A 20870-nucleotide genomic window follows, 5' to 3' on the forward strand; every position below is an offset into this window, starting at 1 on the left:
TATAAAGTGCAAAAACAAAACATCTTCCAGCGCGGAAGATGTTTTATTTAAGATGGGGAAATCCCTGCTGGCGCAGAGCCTCATACACCAATATAGCAGCTGTGCTCGAAAGGTTGAGTGAACGGACATTATCATTCATGGGTATTCTTAGAAAGTGATCTTTATTTTCTTCCAGTAAGTCTTTTGGCAAGCCCGTTGTTTCTTTTCCAAACATAAAATAATGCTCCTTTGATGCATCACTGAAGTCAAAGGATGAATGTGCCTGTTCACCAAAGGTCTCAATATAATAGAATTCCCCCTGGTTTTTTGAAAAAAAGTCATCCATTGAATCATAATATGTTATGTTCACGGAATCCCAGAAATCAAAGCCTGCCCGTTTTATCATTTCTTCATCTGTTGAAAAGCCGAGCGGCCGGATTAAATGCAAGGATGTATCCGTTGCAGCGCAAGTAAGGGCAATATTTCCGGTATTGGCCGGAATATCAGGCTGATATAGTACGACATGTATGGCCAAGGATTGTCACCTCTATCTTCAATTTTTCCTCCAAATTATAGCATATTGATTGGGTGTATTAGTAATTATGCTGACGGGGCTTTAATTGGCCTTTTTGCTATCATCCCCTCTGGCACGCACTCCCAGCCTAAAGCACAAGAGTAAATAACATATGCAACTGTTTATGGCGGTTATGTTTTTCAAATTAATGGTTCATCCCCGATTTGGATGAACCATTTTTTGCTTTGAGATAATAACCATATGATTGTTTGACTATTTAGAAAAAGGTACATATACTAATAATCAAACAATCGTTTGATTAAGGGGGTGGCTTCTTTTGAAGCACGATGATGTTTGTGAAGTAACCTGCGTGGATGAAGAAAAAGTAAGACGTGTGAAAGAATCTGTCTCCCATCAGAATACCTCTGCTGTTGCCCAAATATTTAAAGCGCTATCTGATGACACCAGGGTTAAGATTGCCTTTTCACTATGTGAAGAAGAAGAATTATGTGTCTGTGATGTAGCTAATATTGTGGGGTGCACAACAGCTACTGCTTCTCACCATTTACGGCTCCTTCGAAATATGGGACTGGCGAAATATCGCAAGGATGGCAAATTAGTCTTTTATTCGCTCGATGATGATCATGTCAAACAGCTGATTCAAATTGCCTTTACACATCAAAAGGAGGTGTATCAATATGAGTGAGGCTTTAGCGAAATCAGATGAAAAAAATGTCTACCGTGTACAGGGTTTTTCCTGAGCAGGCTGTGCTGCAAAGTTCGAAAAGAACGTAAAACACCTGGATGGTGTTTCTGATGCAAATATAAATTTCGGTGCTTCAAAGCTGACGGTGTACGGAGAGGCAACCATTGAAGAGCTGGAGAAGGCCGGAGCTTTTGAAAATTTAAAAGTTATTCCTGAAAAGGAGCGATTTGTAGAGAAGAAAGAACCTTTTCTGAAAAAACATGCGACTGTCATCGCCTCCTTTGTCCTTCTCGTTATGGGATGGTTTGCAGGGGAACTGAATGGGGAAGGGGACATTCTCTCCATTTTAGCATATGGTGCATCAATGGTTATTGGCGGATACCGCTTGTTCACAACAGGGCTGAAAAATTTAATTCGCCTTCAGTTTGATATGAGAACACTGATGACGATTGCTGTCATTGGTGCTGCTTTTATTGGGGAATGGGGAGAAGGGGCAACCGTTGTCATCCTCTTTGCGATCAGTGAAGCGCTTGAAACGTATTCCATGGATAAAGCCCGTCAATCGATCCGTTCCTTAATGGATATAGCTCCACGGGAAGCCTTAATCCGAAGAGGGAACCAAGAAATGATGGTTGAGGTGGAGGATATTCAGCTCGGTGACATTATGATTGTCAAGCCAGGGCAAAAAATCGCGATGGATGGCATTGTAGTAAAGGGCTTATCTTCCGTCAATCAAGCGGCTATTACGGGGGAATCTGTCCCTGTTGCCAAAACGGCTGAAGATGAAGTCTTTGCAGGAACCTTGAATGAAGAGGGTCTGCTTGAGGTTAAAGTGACGAAGCATGTAAATGATACGACAATTGCAAAGATCATCCACTTGGTGGAAGAAGCTCAGGCTGAGCGAGCCCCTTCACAAGCCTTTGTCGACAAATTTGCTAAATACTATACGCCGCTCATCATGCTTATTGCCTTAGGTGTAGCTGTTGTTCCTCCGCTGTTTTTTGGAGCTGAATGGGATACATGGATTTATCAGGGATTAGCTGCACTTGTGGTTGGGTGTCCTTGTGCGCTCGTGATTTCGACCCCTGTTGCCATTGTAACTGCCATTGGGAATGCCGCAAGAAATGGCGTACTGATTAAAGGCGGTATTCATTTAGAAGAGATGGGGGCAATCAAAGCTATTGCCTTTGACAAAACGGGGACACTAACAAAAGGGATTCCCATGGTAACAGATTACCTGCCGCAATCCCATGCAAATTCTAATGAGCTTTTGTCCATTGCTGCCGCATTGGAGAATGGATCACAGCATCCGCTTGCTTCAGCTATTATGAAAAAAGCAGAAGAAGAAAATGCGCCATACCAGGACATCCGTATTGAAGACTTTTCTTCCATTACGGGAAAAGGGATTAAAGGGATCTTTCAAAATCAGATGTATTACGTTGGAAGCCCGAATTTGTTCGAGGAACTATTAACAAATGGAATTCCAGCTGAATTAAAAACAGCTATTGCCCGTCTTCAAAAGCAGGGAAAAACGGTCATGGCGGCAGGTACCTCTGAAGAAGTATTAGGTCTGTTTGCCGTTGCGGATGTGTTAAGGGAAAACAGCAAAAATGTGATTGAAGATCTTCATTCTATGGGGATTCAAAAAACCATTATGCTTACTGGCGATAACGAAGGTACTGCAAACGCGATTGGTGAACAAGTCAGCGTATCGGATATTAAAGCTGAATTATTGCCGCAGGATAAATTAACGTTTATTAAAGATCTTAGAAAGAAATATGACCGTGTGGCAATGGTTGGTGACGGAGTAAATGATGCCCCTGCATTGGCTGCTTCTACTGTTGGGATTGCCATGGGGGGAGCTGGAACGGATACGGCTCTTGAAACAGCAGATATTGCCCTGATGGCAGATGATCTTGGGAAACTGCCATTTACCGTGAAGTTAAGCAGAAAAGCCCTTAGCATTATTAAGCAAAATATTACGTTTTCATTAGGAATAAAGCTTGTCGCATTACTTCTTGTCATTCCAGGCTGGCTAACGCTTTGGATTGCGATTTTTGCAGATATGGGTGCGACTCTTATTGTCACATTAAACGGCTTGCGTCTTCTGAGAATTAAGGATAAATAAGTTAAGAGCTTCCCATTTTTCTTGGGAAGCTCTTTTACTAGTGGGATATTTTGTTTTAAGATGTTTTGTTTATGGGAGCAGATCACGTGAAGAAGGAATATTGGGTGATAGTCAAGAATAGGTACCAATAAAAACTTAGGAAGTGAGAAAACGGTGACTAATCATAAAATTGCTGGTTCAAAAAGTATTCCTTTTAGATTGATAGAACAAAAGGAAGAAGCAAATAGTTTAGTTATTGTCTTGCCCGGGGCTGGCTACTCAACAAATGCTCCGCTGCTGCACTTTACATCAGGGTTATTTTACACAAAAGGTTTTGATGTATTACACATTAACTATACATTTAGCAGGGAAGAGATGTCTGTGCTAAATGAAGAGGATTTCACGAGAAATGTACAACATGCAATCGACAACGCCATTAAGAACAAGAAATACAGTAATTATTATGTGGTGGCTAAATCAATAGGTACAATTGCTTTAAGTTATCTGTTTAATAATACTATGCTGAAAGATGCAAAAGCCGTATGGCTGACACCGTTACTGCAAAGAGATGACGTATTTAATGCAATGGTTCATAGTGATCATAAGGGACTTTGTATTATTGGAGATCGGGATAGCTGTTTCATTGAAGAGCGCTTTGAAAAATTGAAACAGAATCAAAATCTTATATTAAAAGTGATTGATGGTGGGAATCACAGTTTAGAGCTTGATGAAGAACCAATAAAATCAATTGAAATTTTAAAAGGTGTAATATCAAACATTAATGAGTTTTAATAGCTGAAGTGCCATTCTTTATTACTGCTTTTTGAACTGAGGGCTTGTAAGTGGAAGAAAACTTTTGATACTAGTTAGAGATACCGGATAATATAAGAAAATATTATATATAAAAAGGATGACTGTCATGAAAAAAGCAGTGAAAATAGCCTCCTAAGATAAAAATTAAATTATATTAGGAGGCGTTGAGTATGAAATTTAACATTATTAATCGTGACAAGTGGGATCGAAAAGAATATTTTGAACACTACTTAAAGCAGCAGACCACATTCAGTATGACGAATGAAATAAATATTACTATTCTTATGAAGAACTTAAAGAAAAAGAATTATAAGCTATATCCTGCGTTTATTTTTATAGTTTCAATAATCGTAAACTCCCACAGAGAGTTTCGAATAAGTTTTAACTCAGAAGGTCATTTAGGTTATTGGACAGAGATTTGCCCTCTATATACGATTTTTGATAAGAAGATGCACACATTTTCTGGCATCTGGTCACCAAACCTAACTATTTTTTCAGAGTTTCATTCTCAATATGGAAATGATGTTGAAGAATACAATGGTACGGGGAGATTATTTCCCAAAACACCTATACCAGATAATACTATTCCGATTTCTATGATTCCTTGGAGTTCTTTTACCTCATTTAATTTAAATATAAATAATGGCGGGGATTTTCTCTTGCCCATAATAACTGGAGGGAAGTATTCACAAGTAAATGATGAATTATTCCTGCCTGTCTCTTTACAAATGCATCATGCTGTTTGTGATGGCTACCATGCGGGTGTTTTTATGAATGATTTACAAAGACTTGCTGATGAGAGTGAAGATTGGATTTAACTGGTCATTGGAAGAGTATGCAAAGGAACTGTGTGCAGCAGTTCCTTTTTTATAGAAAAACAAAAGTTTGTAAAGATAACTTTCGAAAAACGAAAAGAATAAAATAAGATAGGGGCTAGTTACGATGATAAAAGGTTTCGGAGGAATATTTTGGAGAACTAGGAATCTTGATGCTGTAAAAAAATGGTACAGTGAAGTGCTGAAGATTGAAATAGACAATTGGAATGGGACTGTGATTAAACCCCAATCAGAAAATGAGACTATCTTTTCATTCTTTGCCGAGGATGACAGTTATTTTCCAACAGAGCAACAAGTGATGTTAAATTTTCAAGTAGATAATCTAGATGAGACTATTAAGCACCTTGAACAAATGGGTGTACCTCTTGCTAAGGAAAAAGAGGTTAGTGAGTTTGGTAAGTTTGTTTGGATCGAAGACCCTGAAGGCCGCCTGGTCGAGCTTTGGGAGAAATAGCGAGTTGTCATTTTTTTGCTATTGAGCTATCAGGTGCTCATTAGCTGTTAATAAAACAGCTTATTTCATTGTATGCAAAGAGGGGCAGTTGACCAATTTTAATTTTTTTATAATAAAAAGTTGACGCCCTTAACTACTCGGTGTTACAATGTACCTGTAATAAGCAATACTGAATAGCGGAGGTTCCCAAAAGCTGTTCAGTATAAATTTTCCTTGGTACTAAGTAATACTGAATATAAGTCAGACATAATAGAGGAGGCTCTGAACATGGAAAATTTAACTGAAATGCTGAAGGGTTCGCTGGAAGGCTGTGTGCTGGAAATCATCAGCCGCCATGAAACCTATGGCTACGAGATTACCCGCCGGCTGAACCAGCTTGGTTTTACCGAAGTCGTGGAAGGGACGGTCTACACCATCCTCGTGCGATTAGAAAAGAAAAAACTGGTGGATGTAGAAAAGAAACCGTCCGATATGGGGCCGCCCCGCAAGTTTTACTCACTTAATGAGGCTGGCCGCGAGGAACTCGAATTATTTTGGAAGAAATGGGATTTTGTATCATCAAAAATCAACGTCTTGAAGTCAACCTAGTTTCATAAGATATTCTGTCCGATATCTTTGGAGTGTCTTGTTCAGCTTTATAAAAAAGGAGGAAATATAACATGTTGGAAATGTTCAAAAAATTGATTGGTGATAAAAAAGAATACAAAATGATGATGGCACGGGTAGAAGCCCTTCCAGAGGACTACCAGTTTGTATTTAAGAAGATTCAAAACTACATGTGGAATTTCTCAGCGGGCAACGGGATGGATATGCTGCATATGCAGTATGAATTAATCGAGTTGTTCGAAGCCGGTGCGGCGGAAGGCAGACAAGTGCTGGAAATCACCGGAGATGACGTGGCGTCCTTTGCCGACGAACTGGTGGCAAATGCTAAAACCTATGTCGCCAAGTATCGTGAAGATTTGAATCAGAGTATCATGAAGCGATTGGGAAAGAAGTAAATACTAGAGATAAAACCGACTGAATAGGTGTTTTACAAATGTGATTTGTCACCTGCACTATTCAGTTTCAATTTTACCTCGGTACTAAGTTATACAGAATATCTGTCAGACTAAGTAGAGGTTTTCAGTAATCCAGCCCCACAAGGTGCTATTACAAGGAGGAAAAAAGTATGAGCAATGCAGCGATTTCTGTAAAAGGGTTAAAAAAATCCTTTAAAGACAAGGAAGTCTTAAAGGGTGTGGATTTTGAGGTGCAGCGGGGCGAAATTTTTGCCCTGCTTGGCTCAAATGGAGCGGGAAAGACGACGACCGTCAATATCCTCTCGACGTTGATGAAGTCCGATGGCGGTGAAGCAGGTATTTGCGGCTTTGATGTCCAGCGTCAACCGGATTTTGTTCGCCAGAGTATCAGTCTGACAGGGCAGTTTGCAGCTTTGGACGGCATGCTCACAGGGCGGGAAAACCTGATGATGATCGCCAGGCTGAGGGGAGTTTCCAATCCCGCAGAAGTCGCTGACAATCTGCTTGCAAGATTTAGCCTAACCGAGGCGGCCAACCGCCGGGCTGACAATTATTCCGGCGGGATGAAGCGCCGGCTTGACATTGCCATGAGCCTGATCGGGACGCCGGCAGTCATTTTTCTCGATGAACCGACGACAGGGCTTGACCCGGAAGCGCGGATTGAAGTCTGGGATACCGTCAAGGAGCTCGCCGGCGGCGGCACGACCATCCTGCTGACGACCCAGTACCTGGAGGAAGCCGAACAACTGGCAGACCGTATCGCCATTCTGCATGGCGGAAAAATCATCACGACCGGTACTCTAACCGAACTCAAGGAGATGTTCCCGCCAGCGAAGGTGGAGTATATCGAGAAGCAGCCGACATTGGAGGAAATTTTCCTCGCAATAATCGGCAAAAAGGAGGAAATGTAAATGAAAAGCAAAACAGGGGTATTACTGGGGCGTTTAATGCGCAACATTATGCGCAGTCCGGATACAATTATCACGGTGGCGATTACGCCGATTATGATGATGCTGCTGTTTGTCTACGTATTTGGCGGCGCCATAGAGGCAGGAACGGACAACTACGTCAATTATTTATTGCCGGGAATTCTGCTGATGGCTATCGCATCCGGTGTCGCTTACACTTCCGTGCGGCTGTTTACGGATGTTAAAGGCGGGCTGATGGCGCGTTTTATTACGATGCCCATTAAGCGATCGTCTGTATTATGGGCTCACGTGCTGACCTCGCTTGTTTCCAATGCACTCACTATTATAGTGGTTATCCTCGTTGCGCTCTTGATGGGCTTCCGTTCCAGCGCTAATATCCTGGATTGGCTAGCGGTAGCTGGGATACTCGGGATGTTTACGCTGGCGCTGACATGGCTGGCGGTCATTCCCGGATTGAAAGCGGGGTCTATGGAAGGGGCGACAGCCTTTTCATACCCGCTGATTTTCCTGCCGTTTATCAGTTCGGCCTTTGTCCCAACCGATACCATGCCTAAAATAGTCCGTGCCTTCGCTGAGAACCAGCCCGTGACTTCAATCGTGAATGCGATTCGTGCTCTCTTGTATGAAGGGTCTGTTGGAAGCGGCATCTGGATCGCGCTTGCCTGGTGCGTCGGCATCATGGTCATCTCTTACTTCTTCGCCGTTAAAGAATTTAAACGTCAGTTAGGGTAAGGACACCATTGTGGGATTAGCCAAACGGAATTATGGCCCACAGGCCACTAGGGGTAAAGGTTAGTGAAGCATGCAAATAATGAAAAAGGTGAATCTGCAGTCCAGACTTCATGTAGACTGTGGATTCACCTTTTCTTTATTGAACGATACTTTTTTCAATGACAATTGACATGCTTTCAGCTATTTGCTTATAAGTAGCATCATTCGGATGGAAAATGTCACTGGAAAGATCTCGTTTGGCATCCGTGACTAAATTGAAAGTATCCACTACTTGAACACTGTATTTCAAGCCCAATGTACGGGCAGACTCATTCCATTTTTGGATGATGGAATCAAATGAATCCCCGTTGGGCGATTGCTTGAATGGATTATAAAGCCCCATATAGAGTATGACTGCATTCGGATTACTTTCACGAATGTTTTTAAACGTCTTTTCCAAATTCGGAATTTCGGTCTCCAGGATGCCAAGGGCGGTTTCTTCAGAATATTTTTTTAGGGTCTCCCCGCTATTAAATAGGTTATTTCCCCCTATAGTGATCGTAATGATTTTGGCATCTTTAAGAGATCTCCTGACTTCCTTTTGTTCTAGCTGGACCAGTAAATCTTCAATCCTGGCACCTCTTACACCCAGGTTTTGAAAACGTTCAACAGTATTATTTTCTTTAAGTTCACTTCCAACCAGCGGGACAAAACCTTCTCCCTTTGATGAGCCGACACCCCTGGTTAAGGAATCTCCGAGTGCGATATATGTATCACCAGGTGTGACAGGAACTTCCTCTGATTTCGCTAATATTTCCGCTTGAGGCGGACTGGTAACATCCATATAGGCACTGGCAAGGCCATACCCAAAAAGAACTGTCAGCGCAAGGGACAATGTTAAAAATAACGGCCACATCCATTTTTTCATCGTTTTACCTCTCCTTCTAATGTGATTGTATCCATTTTTTTCTCAAATGGAGTATTTAAAAGAGTGTTTGTTCGAAAATTTAGTTAGAATAGAACAAGGGTGATGTTATGAGCTTAAAGCCGACAGTCCAATTGGAAAATGTAACGAAAATCATTGGAAAGAAAACGATTATTGATAATATATCATTTGACATTTATCCAGGAGAAGTATTTGGGTTCCTGGGTCCTAATGGCGCAGGTAAAACCACCACGATCCGGATGCTTGTCGGGCTCATTAAGCCAACATCCGGGAAGATTCACATCTGCGGTTTTGATGTAAGAAAGCAATTTGTTCAGGCGATGCAGCGCCTTGGTTCTATCGTCGAAAATCCCGAACTGTATAAGTATTTGAGCGGCCGCGACAACCTGCAGATGTTTGCGCGGATGCTGCCTGATGTGGATGAAGAACGGATACAAGAAGTCATTGATCTGGTTGATCTGACTGCTAGAATTGATGATCAGGTTCGGACCTATTCATTAGGAATGCGTCAGCGTCTTGGTATTGCACAAGCATTGTTAGGCCGCCCGGATGTGCTGATATTGGATGAGCCTACGAATGGCTTGGACCCGATGGGAATAAAAGACCTTCGGACATTTATCAGGAAGCTGGTCGATGATACGGGCCTTTCGGTGCTCGTATCCAGTCATATTTTAAGTGAAATCGAATTGCTGGCGGATCGTGTGGCTATTATGAGCCATGGGAAAATCGTGAAGGTCGGCAGCGTAAGCGATTTGGTTGGTGCACTGTCATCCGGTGTGGATTGGAGAGTCAGTGATTCTATTCGTGCACTTGCTATTTTACAAGAATCCCCGTATGTCCAGGCTGCAGAACTATACGATGACCATACTATACACACTCTTATGGATGAAAGCAAAACCTCAAATCTGAATGAGGCTTTAATGAAGGCGGGTATTGAGGTATGGACGATCGAAAGGAAAGTGCAGACATTGGAGGACCTATTTATCAGTTTGACAGGAGGCGATCATATTGTCTAATCCGAATATGGTTGGACTGATTCGTAATGAAGTGATGAAAATTGCTTCCAAAAAACGCCTGGCGGTTGTCAGCGTTATATTAGTCATTCTGGTCTCGATGTTTACATATGCACAATACAGGGAGATACAGGAGAAAATAGAAAAGCAGGGCACCCTGGACTGGCGGGTGGAGCTTCAGCAGGAGATTGTCGATCGGCAAAATCGGCTCGCATCGAGTGGAATACAGGACGATTTCAGACAGTTCCTTGAATTTGATCTGAAGCAGAAGCAGTATTATCTGGACAACGATATCAACCCGAACTATCCTGGAGCCCCTACGTTTATCCGCATCTTTTTCTCACAGGGGGTCACACTTGTCCTGCCTTTATTCATTATTATTATCATGGCTGATATTGTGAGCGGGGAATATAATGATGGCACCATCAAAACATTACTGTCCCGGCCGGTTAAAAGATGGAGAATCCTGATGGCTAAATGGCTGACGGTTTTACTGTATACTTCCATGCTGATGGCGGCAACCGTGATTGTCTGTTATGGGGTTTCAGGAATCGTGCTCGGATATGATGGATGGACCGCACCTATTTTAACCGGATTTCAAGCTTCTGCATCTGGTGAATTTTCAACGGAATACATCCATACACTGCCGATGTGGGAATACCTGCTGATGTCAGTTGGCCTTGCCTGGGTAGTAACAGCGGTTGTTGGAACCATAAGCCTTATGATATCAGTTCTGGTGAAAAATACAGCGACTGGAATAGGGGCGATGATGGCTGTGTTAATCGCAGGCACTCTGCTATCTTCTATCGGCTCGAGCTGGACGAGCTCCAAGTTTTTAGTGAACTTAAACTTTGATCTGATTAACTACTTGGAAGGCCAGGCACCGCCGATTGAAGGGATGTCCCTGCCGTTTTCGCTGACCGTGCTCGGGGTTTGGACGGCCGCCTGTCTTGCTGTGGCGTTTTGGAATTTTACTCAGAAGGATATGTATTAAAATAACGTTAATTTACTTGCTTTATACAAAAGTACTAATATAAATATAAAAATGAGCCCTCAAGTTCTGAGGGCTTTATACTTGTGTGCGAGGCATGGAAACTAATTAATTCCAAAAATCCAAAATCCATTTTTTTAAATCTACAATCCGCAGCTGATCGATACTTTTATTGGTTCCTGTAACAATGATGGGGATTAGTGAATCCTCTTTATGCATTGAACCATGGGCACCGCCGCCGGAATGTTCAGGTGAACTTTCTCCAATGAATTCAAATCCGGGTTTTGCATCAACAACAAGAAATTCACCTTCCTGAGACTGCATAGCTCCATATAACCTTGCTAATCCATCAGGATAATCCCCATAATGAATATTCTTGTCCTTTAAGGATAAATCGAGAATGGAGGTATTTCCTTTAATAGTCCAGGCTTGATTATAAATATCCTTATAGGTCCCGCCTGGTTTAAAAATAAAGGACTCCTTATGATCTCCGGATATCACATGTATCATCTCTTTTTCTTTCCTTGCAATCCAGGCAATCCGAGGGTCAGTTTGCAATTTTCCTGCGATATTTTTTACAGAAACACTCTCGTTAATTTTATAGATATAGGCCATCCGTTCATTTGCTGTAATGACAATTTGATCGTCTTCTGAAACAGGCTTACCGAGCTTTAAAATTCTGTATTTAGAAAGGATTTCTTGTAAATCTATTAGTGCCTCTTTTTTTCGTTCATTGACAGACGACTGATTACTGTCTCCAATGATAACCCAAATGTTATTATTTAGGGCATCTTCCCATTTTGGAAAAATATTCAGGACCTCCTGGAGATGCTTATCAAGTTTTTCAATTCCTTTTGTTGTATCTGGACCTTTCCTATGTACAGTAAAGTCATTTTCTGAGATGTACAGGATTGTAAATTCAGGAAGAATATTATTTTCCAATAGATATTTTAATTCTTGAACCGCGAAGGCATCATTAAGTCCTATACGATTGACAATGTGATTATTCTTTGGGTCCTGGCGTATAAATGCCCCTAAAGACAGTATTTTTGGTCCAAGGGTTTCGTATTCCTCAGGCAGATTGCTCACTTTTGTTATCAACTTTGGAACTTTAAGGGTATGATGATAATTTCCCCGATAAATAAATGCGTTAATGGATGCTGAATCTTTTTTTAAATTGTTCAGATCTTCATGTATAGTTCTTACATTTGGACTGAGGTCAACATTATTATATTGATGCATGATATTATCAGCAAATCGGGAAACCCCGAGTTTCATAATTTCAAACATACCATTCCCATAAGTGTTGATTTGCTTCTCATTATTATCAAACCAAACAAGTCCAGGAATCTTACTTTGATCCGGGTAAGTACCAGTTATTAAAGAGCTGTCGATTGTAACAGACATGGTTGGATAGGAACTTACTAAATTTTTACTATATTGGCCGTGTTTTAAAAAGAAGGCAAGAGCAGGGGCATTCTTCTCCTGGATAGCATTCTTTAACGGCTCATCCATAAGTGAATCGATAACAAGAAGTATAATTTTAGGTGAGGTCTGACTTTCTGTTTGAATAACAGATACTTTCTTTTCCTGTTCATCTGCTTTATTACCACAGCTGGTGCAGACTATTACAAGAATAGATATGCTAATAAAAAGAAGCAATCGAGTCAATAAATTTCACCTGCTCTTTGAGATAGTCCTAACAAGGATTTTGATCAAAATTATCATGCTCAGTTTATTGAAAGATATTCATTTGACTCAAATTGTGAGTTTATTGCGGTTATTAATTTAGATACTGTTTTAAAATCTTCAAACCAAATCTTAAGTCATCTAATGAATTGGTAGAAGAAAGAGCAATTCGCAAATATTTATCACGTATGGTCTGCCCGCTTAAAAAACGATCAGAATGTAAAACCCGAATCCCCCGTTCTTTCAAATCTGCTTCCAGCTGCAATGTATTATTTTGACCCTGAATTGAAAGCCAACGATAAAAACTTAATGGATGTCCACCATCTGAAGGGAAAAATTCCGAATAAATATCATTTGCTGCTTGTGCTAACTGTTTCTTTTCAGCCACAATTTCATGTGCCTTCCCGGATAAAATAAGCTCTGTAATTACCTCTGCATCAAAAGAAGAGGTTTTTACATTGATGTTAAAAATAGCCTGAGAAATTTTCTCGCGTAATGCATCCCCATAGACCATATAGGCAACTCGTAATCCAGAGCAGATTGACTTAGAGGTTCCACAAATATAAACGCTTTGTTCCGGAAGTAAATTGAACATGGGCTGCCCGTAACCGGTAATAAAACCTGCCGTTAGAAAGGCATGAATATCATCTTCAATCAATATTAATCGATGTTTACGAATCACTTCAGCTAAGTCTTGCTTTCGGAAATCAGGAATTATTACTGTTGTAGGATTAGTACACGAAGGCATTAGGAAAATGCCGTGAATATTAATTTGAGAACATTGCTTGTCAAGTTCGTCAGGCAGCATTCCAAACTGATCTCCGATTATAGGTATTAGCTTAATATGGAGTAATTTTGCTAACTCAATGAAATTTGAATACGTGAATAAATCAGTTGCAATTCTATTGCCAGGCTCAAATAATGCAGCCAACGTAATAGCCAGAGCATTTTGGGCACCAGAAACAATCGCAACATGTTCTTGATCAGACTGTATGCCGAAAGATTCCATCCAATTAAGAGCTGCCGTCTTTTGATGTGGAATTCCAGTGGGATCATTGTAATTGAGCAGCTGCACAAAATACCTTTTGTCAATAACCTTTTGAATAGTATCTTTTATCATAGCATTGGTCTGCTCAAAGGATGCTACAAATCCTAGTTCAATAAGGTTTGCAGCTTTATCCTTGGAAATGGTTACTGATCTGGAGGCGTTTGGCGCAACAAAGGTCCCGCTTCCTGTAACTGCATAAATTAATCCCTTTGTTTCACATATTTTGTAGGCTCGTGTTATGGTGGTGAAATTTAAGTCAAGAAAGTCTGCCAATTCACGCTGAGGAGGCAATTTAGTCCCAGGAGCTACAAACGCATTTATAATGTCCTGTTCAAGTAATGAGGCAAGAGATTTATAAAAAGGACGCTTTAAAGCGTTCTTATCAGGTTTCCATGACATTGGGTAATCATCAAATGAATTTACTGGCATGCTGCACCTCCTCTAATGTTTTACATCAAACACCGTACATTGTATGTATTTTTGTCTAAAATTATATTATATAAGCCTATGCTGATATAAGGTTAAATATAGTTACCACATTCTATCTTATGAGAAATGCTAATGAAAAGAGAGAATTGTAATCCATACAATAATATCATTCATTGTATGGATTTTTTATGTTAAAAATGAAATACAGTTACCATTTAGGAGTTGAGGCACATGAAAAGAGGAGCCAAAATATGGAATGCATGTCGTTCAGCTTTCCCCTATACTATCCCAATTATGGCTGGGTTCATTTTCTTGGGGATTGCCTATGGAATCTTTATGAATTCACTAGGTTTTAATGCCATTTATCCAATTTTAATGAGTCTATTAATATTTGCAGGATCCATGGAATTTGTAGCAGCAAATTTCTTACTATTATCCTTCAATCCAATCAATGCATTACTTTTAACATTAATGGTAAATGCACGACATTTATTTTATGGCATTTCCATGCTGGAGAAATACAGGGGTGTTGGGAAGAAAAAGCTTTACATGATATACGGGCTATGCGATGAATCGTTTGCGATTAATAGTACCGTTCTCATTCCGAAAAGTATTGATAGAGGCTGGTTTATGTTCTTTGTGACTTTATTCAATCATTTTTATTGGGTTATTGGTTCTGCAATTGGGGGGATTTTTGGGTCTTACGTCAAATTTAATACGGAAGGATTAGAGTTTGTTATGACTGCTCTTTTTGTAGTCATTTTTATTGAACAGTGGATGAAGGACGATAGGCACCAAAGCGCTCTTGCCGGTCTTGGGATTTCAATTTTATGCCTTATCATTTTTGGCGGTACACATTTTATTATTCCAGCTATGATTGGCATTCTTGGGCTGCTGTCCTTGCTTAGAAAGTCAATGGATAAAGTTGAGGTTAGTGCCTTATGACAATGGATTTAACACAGCAGATGATTACAATTGCAATGGTGGTTTTAGGGACAATGTTTACAAGGTTTCTCCCATTCATTGTTTTTCCATCAGGTAAATCCACCCCTAATTATATTCAATATCTGGGCAGAGTGCTGCCTTCCGCCGTAATAGGTCTTCTGGTTATTTATTGTTTTAAAGATGTAAGTTTACTAGCAGGAACATATGGTATCCCGGAATTTTTAGGAGTGGCGATCGTGGTGCTTCTTCATGTTTGGAAGAAAAGCATGCTCCTCTCCATAGCAGGGGGAACGATGGCATACATGATATTGGTTCAATTCGTGTTTTAATCAAGTAGAAACCATCGGATAAAGGGGAAGGTATTTGTGAAGAAGAAAATTGATGAGCATCAAATTTATGAAAACTACCGCGAACAGATTTACCAGCAAGTAAAGAACGATCCGTATGCACAGTCATTAGGCATCCAGTTGACAAAATTTGAAGCTGGTTTTGCTGAAGCAATGTTAGAAATACAAAGCCATATGGTAAATGCATACGGAACTGTACATGGTGCAGTCATATATGCTTTAGCCGATCATGCTTTTTCAGTAGCATGTAATGCATATGGAAAAACCTCAGTAGGTCTGTCAACAACCATTCAATTTATGGAAGCAGCTAAACCAGGAGAAAGAATAGTTGCCCGTGCAAAAGAAGTAAGACGAAATTTTCGAACTGGATTTTATAGAATTGAAATCCTGCATGAAGAGAATTTAATCGCCACAATGGAGGCCGTTTCTTACCGTAAGGATCATTATTTTATTGAAATTGATCAACAAGTTTAAATGGCAAATGGTTATTGGTCAAAGCTGTCCTTATGGCAGCTTTTTCTATTAAACAATAGGTTATTGAAATTAAGGCTGTTGATTTCTTTCGAATATATGCCACAAGAAAGATTATGAAATATTGTACTTGAACTAGAGGGGCTACTCAAAGAACTAGCTGCCATCTTATTTAATAAGGAGATAAGTAAGTTGAAGAACTGATTTAAAGGGAATATTCATTAACTTATTAAAAATATTTAGAGTTCAGAAATAATTGATTGACAATTGGGTGAATTTAAATTATTATCGCTTTAAATAATTAAAAAATTGAATATTTTTCTTCTTATCCAGAGAGGTGGAGGGACTGGCCCTTTGAAGCCTCGGCAGCAGGTTCTGATGAATACTGTGCCAATTCCAGCAAGCGCATCGCTTGAAAGATGAGAAGAGGGTTGATAAAACTCTCTTCTAAGGAGGAGAGTTTTTTAATTGTTTATAAATCCAACTTAAGTTATGCGAAAAGTAGATATTTAAAAATGCAAGAGGAGAGAAGAAAAATGAAATATGGTTTCTGGTTGCCGATTTTTGGAGGCTGGCTGCGAAATGTAGATGACGAAAAGATGCCGCCAACCTTTGAATACGCTAAAAACGTCATTCAGTCGGCTGAAAAATGGGGGTACTCGACTACATTAATAGCTGAATTATATTTAAATGATATTAAAGGACCGGACCATGATTCTCTTGAAGCCTGGTCCACGGCAGCCGCACTTGCAGCCGTGACGGAAAAAATTGAAATCATGACGGCGATCCGTCCTGGTTTTCATAATCCTGCTGTAGCAGCAAAAATGGCAGCCAATATTGATCAAATCAGCAGCGGCCGCTTTACTCTTAATGTTGTTTCTGCCTGGTGGGCTGAAGAAGCCCGTCAATATGGTGGTATTTTTACAGAACATGATGAGCGTTATGCCCGCACCGAGGAGTTCATTGATGTTCTGAAAGGCTTATGGACAGAAGATACCTTCAGCTTTTCTGGCCAATTTTACGACTTAAAAGAAACGAAGCTTGCACCGAAGCCTGTTCAACGACCTAACCCCATTCTTTATGCAGGCGGTGAAAGCGAAAAAGGCAAGCAGGCCATTGCAGAAAAATGTGATGCTTATGTCATGCACGGCGGAACGGTTGAAGAGATTGACCTGAAAATAGGAGAAATGAAGGGACGGCGTGAACAAACGGGGAATGCGCCATTCAGTTCTTTCGGAATGGCTGCGTATGTTATTTGCCGTGAAACAGAAGAAGAGGCTCTTGCTGAGCTTGAAAAAATCACGACTGTGAAGGATTCCAGCGGATACGCTGGCTTTAAGGACTTCACGACAAAGTCACAATTAGAGCAGCAGATTCAGCTGCAGGATTACTCTGTCTCCAATAGAGGTCTGCGGCCAAACTTAATAGGAACACCAGAGCAAATTGCTGATCGAATCCTGCAATTTGAAGAAGCTGACCTGGACTTGCTATTATTGCAATTCTCACCTCAGCTGGAGGAAATGGAACGCTTTGCAAAGACAGTAATGCCATTAGTGGAACAAAGACGCAGTTTAATAAAGAGCTAGAAAGGGGCCTGAATAATGAGCAAGGTATATGTAATACATGAAAATAGTGAGTGGACAGTCCATTTGACAAAAAGGCTGGAGGAACTGGGTGTTCCTTATGAAGAATGGCATTTAGACGAAGGAACGCTGGATTTATCGGCAGAACCGCCGGAAGGAATTTTCTATAGCCGGATGAGTGCTTCATCTCATACCCGTGATCATCGCTTTGCAGCTGAATTTTCCGGACAAGTATTGGCGTGGCTTGAAGCACATGGCCGTACTGTTCTAAATGGAACGAGCGCTTTAAAGCTGGAAGTTAGCAAGGTCCTGCAGTACTTGGAGTTAAACAAGTCTGGTGTCAGGACTCCAAAAACGATTGCAGCGGTTGGAAAAAAACACATTATTAAGGCAGCCGAGACGTTTGCGGGACAGCCGTTTATCACGAAGCATAACCGAGCCGGAAAAGGCCTGGGTGTTCAATTATTCCATAGTATTGATGCTCTAAAAGCTTATGTGGAGGGACCTTCCTTCGAAGAGCCTGTTGATGGCATTACCCTTATTCAGGAATACATTCAATCTCCTGAAAGCTATATCACCCGCTGTGAATTTGTAGGAGGCAACTTTGTTTATGCTGTAAGGGTTGATACTTCTGAAGGATTTGAACTTTGCCCGGCGGACGCATGCCAGATTGGCGACTTATTCTGCCCGGTCGGAGAAGAGGTTGAAGAAAAGCCTAAGTTCCAGATCATTGAAGGTTTTGAGGACGAAATTTTAGAAAAATATAAAGACGTTCTGGCCAGGAATGATATTCAAGTTGCTGGAATTGAATTTATTAGAAATGCTGAAGGTGACATTTACACTTATGATATTAATACAAACACAAACTATAATTCGGATGCAGAAGCAAAAGCCGGAAAATATGGCATGCTCGAATTAGCTTCATTATTAAAGAAGACCTTGGAAGAAAAATACGCAGCATCAGCTGCCGTTTAATTTGAGTGGACCTGCATCTGCAGGTCCATTTAAAATTTGGGAGGCTGCTAGTTTCGTAAACATTCTTATATACTAAAAGCCTATAAATGAACACTTTTTTAATTACAAAAACTCTCCTGCATGTTTCCTATACTATAATAATAGTTGGACTAAGTTTGTCGAATGATATGAAAGTGTATTTGGGGGCAGGCTGCCATAAGCGGACTAGGAGGAACAGGAGACGTTGCAATCCTTTCTGCTTCCAACCGAATGTCTCTCATGCCTTTCGCACAGGTATCCACACGACTTGGAGGAGCATCTACAGTCATCCTTGCCATCATGCTGCTAAAGCTTTTTAACTGATTTGTAAAGAAAAGAAAAAACAGGCAGCGGCTTTAATTGCCTGTTTTTTTAGTTACAAAATAGGGTACTTTAGTTAAAAAACCTAGTGGGAAATAGTCAGGGTCATTAACATAAACAGGGGGAAATTTGCATAGCAAATCTAAGAAAGAAAGAAGGAATTTCCATGAATATTCCTGATAATGTCATTATTACCACATTAAAAGGAAAAGACATTCTCTCAAATCCTTTTTTAAATAAAGGAACTGCTTTTACCAAAGAGGAAAGGGAAGAGCTTGGACTTGACGGCCTGCTGCCGCCTCATGTTCTGACGCTTGATGAACAGGCAGAAAGGGTGTATGAGCAATACTCTATGCGCACCACGGATCTTTTCAAAAACGGGGTTCTATATGACTTATATAACCGCAATGTTGTTCTGTTTTACCGGCTTTTGAAAGACCACCTAGCAGAAATGCTCCCAATCATCTATACACCGACTGTCGGCGAAGCGATCCAGACCTACTCTCACAGCTACCGTCGCCCTGGCGGATTATATCTTTCGATTGATGATCCAGCTGGGATTGAAAAGGCGTTTCAAAACCTGGGCCAGCCTAAAAATGGCATTGATTTAATTGTTGTTACGGACTCTGAAAGCATTTTAGGCATTGGGGACCAGGGGGTAGGCGGCATCAATATTGCGATTGGCAAACTTGCTGTATACACAGCCGCTGCCGGTATTGATCCAAGCCGGGTCCTGCCGGTTGTGCTGGATGTTGGTACAAATAATCAGGAGCTGATTGCCGATCCTATTTATATTGGCAACAAATTCTCCCGTGTTCGCGGTGATCGTTATGATGAATTCATAGATCAGTTCATACAGACAGCAAGGAAGTTTTTCCCGGAGGTTCTTCTTCACTGGGAGGATCTTGGCAATGTGAATGCTCGAAATATTATTGACAAGTACGGTGACAAAATCCTGACCTTCAACGATGACATTCAGGGAACAGGAGCGGTGACCCTTGCTGCTGTTATGTCTGCTTTAAAGGTAACTGGAACTTCCATGAAGGACCAGCGAATCGTTGTCTTCGGGCCAGGGGCTGCCGGAATCGGCAATGCTGACCAAATCGCAGATGCCATGGCTCTTGAAGGGCTGACGAGAGAAGAAGCCTATGACCGCTTCTGGGCTATTGATTACCGGGGTTTATTGACAGATGACACACCGGATGTCCTGAAGTTTCAAAAGCCTTATGTAAGGAAATCGGATGAAGTGAAGAGCTGGGACAGGAATGAGGACGGAATCATTTCATTAATGGAAGTTGTGCAGAGGGTGAAGCCAACAATCCTGATCGGTACATCCGGCCAGGCAGGTGCCTTTTCTGAGGAAATTATCAAGGAAATGGCCAGGCATGTGGAGCGGCCAATCATCATGCCGATGTCCAACCCAACTGCCCTGGCTGAAGCAGTCCCGGAGGACCTGATCAAATGGACAGACGGCAAGGCTCTGATTGCAACGGGAAGTCCATTTGCTAATGTGGAATACAACGGTGTTTCCTATAACATTGGGCAGTCAAACAACGCATTTGTATTCCCTGGTCTCGGGCTTGGAGCCATCGTTGCCAAAGCTGAAATAATTTCAAAAGGTATGTTTGCTGCAGCTGCCAATGCTGTTGCTAAGCTGACCGACACCAGCCAGCAAGGAGCGTCCCTGCTCCCTCCGATTGAAAAATTGCATGATGTCTCTATCTATGTGGGTGTTGAAGTAGCGAAAGCCGCGATAGAAGAAGGAATTGCAAGAGCAGACATTACGGATTCGGCAAAAGCTGTGGCAGATGCAGTGTGGGAACCGGAGTATAAAGAATTTAAGAGTGTCGGTAATTGGGCAAGTTTTAAAACCTGATTGGATATTAAGAATATATGCCCGGTGCCCCTGGTAATGGTTGATTCTCTTAACAAGGCTGTATGAAACTGCATCTCAATTGTTAGAGATTTTCTAACAGTTGCGGTTTGATATCATTTATCTTTTCGCGCTTTTTGCCGGCTCAGT

General features: G+C 41.1%; 21 protein-coding genes, 1 pseudogene and 1 riboswitch. Of the genes and pseudogenes, 18 read left to right on the forward strand and 4 right to left on the reverse strand.

Annotated features, from left to right (window positions below; translation table 11 throughout):
* Positions 1–43: 43 nt before the first annotated feature.
* A complete protein-coding gene (trmL, locus tag ACXAD1_RS02185; RefSeq protein WP_474909324.1) occupies positions 44–514 on the reverse strand; it encodes a tRNA (uridine(34)/cytosine(34)/5-carboxymethylaminomethyluridine(34)-2'-O)-methyltransferase TrmL in 471 nt (156 codons plus the stop codon).
* Positions 515–830: 316 nt separating this feature from the next.
* On the opposite strand from trmL, the gene ACXAD1_RS02190 reads away from it, so the two are divergent.
* The 9 genes from ACXAD1_RS02190 (at position 831) to ACXAD1_RS02230 (ending at position 8092) form a co-directional block, all read left to right on the forward strand.
* Positions 831–1199 carry an ArsR/SmtB family transcription factor gene (locus ACXAD1_RS02190; protein ID WP_206845769.1) on the forward strand — a complete coding sequence of 123 codons (369 nt, stop codon included), beginning with the start codon at positions 831–833 and terminating at the stop codon, positions 1197–1199.
* Complete coding sequence (locus ACXAD1_RS02195; protein WP_474909325.1) at positions 1192–3327, forward strand: heavy metal translocating P-type ATPase; 2136 nt, start codon at positions 1192–1194, stop codon at positions 3325–3327. The genes ACXAD1_RS02190 and ACXAD1_RS02195 overlap by 8 nt, the downstream gene beginning before the upstream one ends.
* Before the next feature lie 153 nt (positions 3328–3480).
* Positions 3481–4098 (forward strand): alpha/beta hydrolase, encoded by a 618-nt coding sequence (locus ACXAD1_RS02200; RefSeq protein WP_206845766.1) that lies wholly within the window; start codon positions 3481–3483, stop codon positions 4096–4098.
* Positions 4099–4289: 191 nt separating this feature from the next.
* The gene (catA, locus tag ACXAD1_RS02205; RefSeq protein WP_474909326.1) at positions 4290–4937 is read left to right on the forward strand and encodes a type A chloramphenicol O-acetyltransferase; all 648 of its coding nucleotides are present in this window, start codon (positions 4290–4292) and stop codon (positions 4935–4937) included.
* Positions 4938–5061: 124 nt separating this feature from the next.
* The gene (locus ACXAD1_RS02210; protein ID WP_206845761.1) at positions 5062–5409 is read left to right on the forward strand and encodes a VOC family protein; all 348 of its coding nucleotides are present in this window, start codon (positions 5062–5064) and stop codon (positions 5407–5409) included.
* A gap of 267 nt (positions 5410–5676) precedes the next feature.
* Positions 5677–5997, forward strand: a complete 321-nt coding sequence (locus ACXAD1_RS02215) for a PadR family transcriptional regulator (protein ID WP_474909327.1) — start codon at positions 5677–5679, stop codon at positions 5995–5997.
* A 71-nt stretch (positions 5998–6068) separates the two neighbouring features.
* Entirely contained in the window at positions 6069–6410 is a 342-nt protein-coding gene (locus ACXAD1_RS02220; RefSeq protein WP_206845756.1) for a DUF1048 domain-containing protein, read from the forward strand.
* A gap of 170 nt (positions 6411–6580) precedes the next feature.
* The gene (locus ACXAD1_RS02225) at positions 6581–7342 is read left to right on the forward strand and encodes an ABC transporter ATP-binding protein (RefSeq protein WP_474909328.1); all 762 of its coding nucleotides are present in this window, start codon (positions 6581–6583) and stop codon (positions 7340–7342) included.
* The gene (locus ACXAD1_RS02230; protein WP_474909329.1) at positions 7343–8092 is read left to right on the forward strand and encodes an ABC transporter permease; all 750 of its coding nucleotides are present in this window, start codon (positions 7343–7345) and stop codon (positions 8090–8092) included.
* 136 nt (positions 8093–8228) lie between these two features.
* Here the strand turns inward: ACXAD1_RS02230 and ACXAD1_RS02235 are convergent, their stop codons facing one another.
* Positions 8229–8999 carry an SGNH/GDSL hydrolase family protein gene (locus ACXAD1_RS02235; protein ID WP_474909330.1) on the reverse strand — a complete coding sequence of 257 codons (771 nt, stop codon included), beginning with the start codon at positions 8997–8999 and terminating at the stop codon, positions 8229–8231.
* A gap of 107 nt (positions 9000–9106) precedes the next feature.
* Between ACXAD1_RS02235 and ACXAD1_RS02240 the strand changes: the two genes are divergently transcribed.
* Together ACXAD1_RS02240 and ACXAD1_RS02245 are read left to right on the forward strand one after the other, a co-directional pair.
* On the forward strand, positions 9107–10033 hold the full coding sequence (locus tag ACXAD1_RS02240) for an ABC transporter ATP-binding protein (RefSeq protein WP_206845747.1): 927 nt from the start codon (positions 9107–9109) through the stop codon (positions 10031–10033).
* A gap of 7 nt (positions 10034–10040) precedes the next feature.
* Positions 10041–11024, forward strand: coding sequence for an ABC transporter permease (locus ACXAD1_RS02245; protein WP_474911280.1), 984 nt, complete (start codon positions 10041–10043; stop codon positions 11022–11024).
* Between the two features lie 105 nt (positions 11025–11129).
* Here the strand turns inward: ACXAD1_RS02245 and ACXAD1_RS02250 are convergent, their stop codons facing one another.
* Positions 11130–12692 carry an alkaline phosphatase family protein gene (locus tag ACXAD1_RS02250; protein ID WP_474909331.1) on the reverse strand — a complete coding sequence of 521 codons (1563 nt, stop codon included), beginning with the start codon at positions 12690–12692 and terminating at the stop codon, positions 11130–11132.
* Positions 12693–12804: 112 nt separating this feature from the next.
* Complete coding sequence (locus tag ACXAD1_RS02255; RefSeq protein WP_474909332.1) at positions 12805–14187, reverse strand: aminotransferase-like domain-containing protein; 1383 nt, start codon at positions 14185–14187, stop codon at positions 12805–12807.
* 231 nt (positions 14188–14418) lie between these two features.
* On the opposite strand from ACXAD1_RS02255, the gene azlC reads away from it, so the two are divergent.
* From azlC to ACXAD1_RS02290, 7 genes and pseudogenes are all read left to right on the forward strand, one after another.
* Complete coding sequence (gene azlC, locus ACXAD1_RS02260) at positions 14419–15132, forward strand: azaleucine resistance protein AzlC (RefSeq protein ID WP_474909333.1); 714 nt, start codon at positions 14419–14421, stop codon at positions 15130–15132.
* The gene (locus ACXAD1_RS02265) at positions 15129–15461 is read left to right on the forward strand and encodes a branched-chain amino acid transporter permease (protein WP_474909334.1); all 333 of its coding nucleotides are present in this window, start codon (positions 15129–15131) and stop codon (positions 15459–15461) included. Before azlC ends, ACXAD1_RS02265 begins: the two co-directional genes overlap by 4 nt.
* 36 nt (positions 15462–15497) lie before the next feature.
* A complete protein-coding gene (locus tag ACXAD1_RS02270; RefSeq protein ID WP_474909335.1) occupies positions 15498–15953 on the forward strand; it encodes a PaaI family thioesterase in 456 nt (151 codons plus the stop codon).
* 319 nt (positions 15954–16272) lie between these two features.
* Positions 16273–16376, forward strand: a riboswitch (SAM riboswitch).
* A 110-nt stretch (positions 16377–16486) separates the two neighbouring features.
* Positions 16487–17536: an LLM class flavin-dependent oxidoreductase gene (locus tag ACXAD1_RS02275; RefSeq protein WP_474909336.1), complete on the forward strand. Its 1050-nt coding sequence runs from the start codon at positions 16487–16489 to the stop codon at positions 17534–17536.
* Positions 17537–17551: 15 nt separating this feature from the next.
* Positions 17552–18508 carry an ATP-grasp domain-containing protein gene (locus tag ACXAD1_RS02280; RefSeq protein ID WP_474909337.1) on the forward strand — a complete coding sequence of 319 codons (957 nt, stop codon included), beginning with the start codon at positions 17552–17554 and terminating at the stop codon, positions 18506–18508.
* 185 nt (positions 18509–18693) lie between these two features.
* Positions 18694–18850, forward strand: a pseudogene (locus tag ACXAD1_RS02285) (2-hydroxycarboxylate transporter family protein); the annotation flags it as partial.
* 163 nt (positions 18851–19013) lie between these two features.
* Positions 19014–20723: an NAD-dependent malic enzyme gene (locus tag ACXAD1_RS02290; RefSeq protein ID WP_474909338.1), complete on the forward strand. Its 1710-nt coding sequence runs from the start codon at positions 19014–19016 to the stop codon at positions 20721–20723.
* Positions 20724–20870 lie beyond the last annotated feature (147 nt).

The sequence above is a fragment of the Cytobacillus sp. ABV4_503 genome, assembly GCF_056158445.1.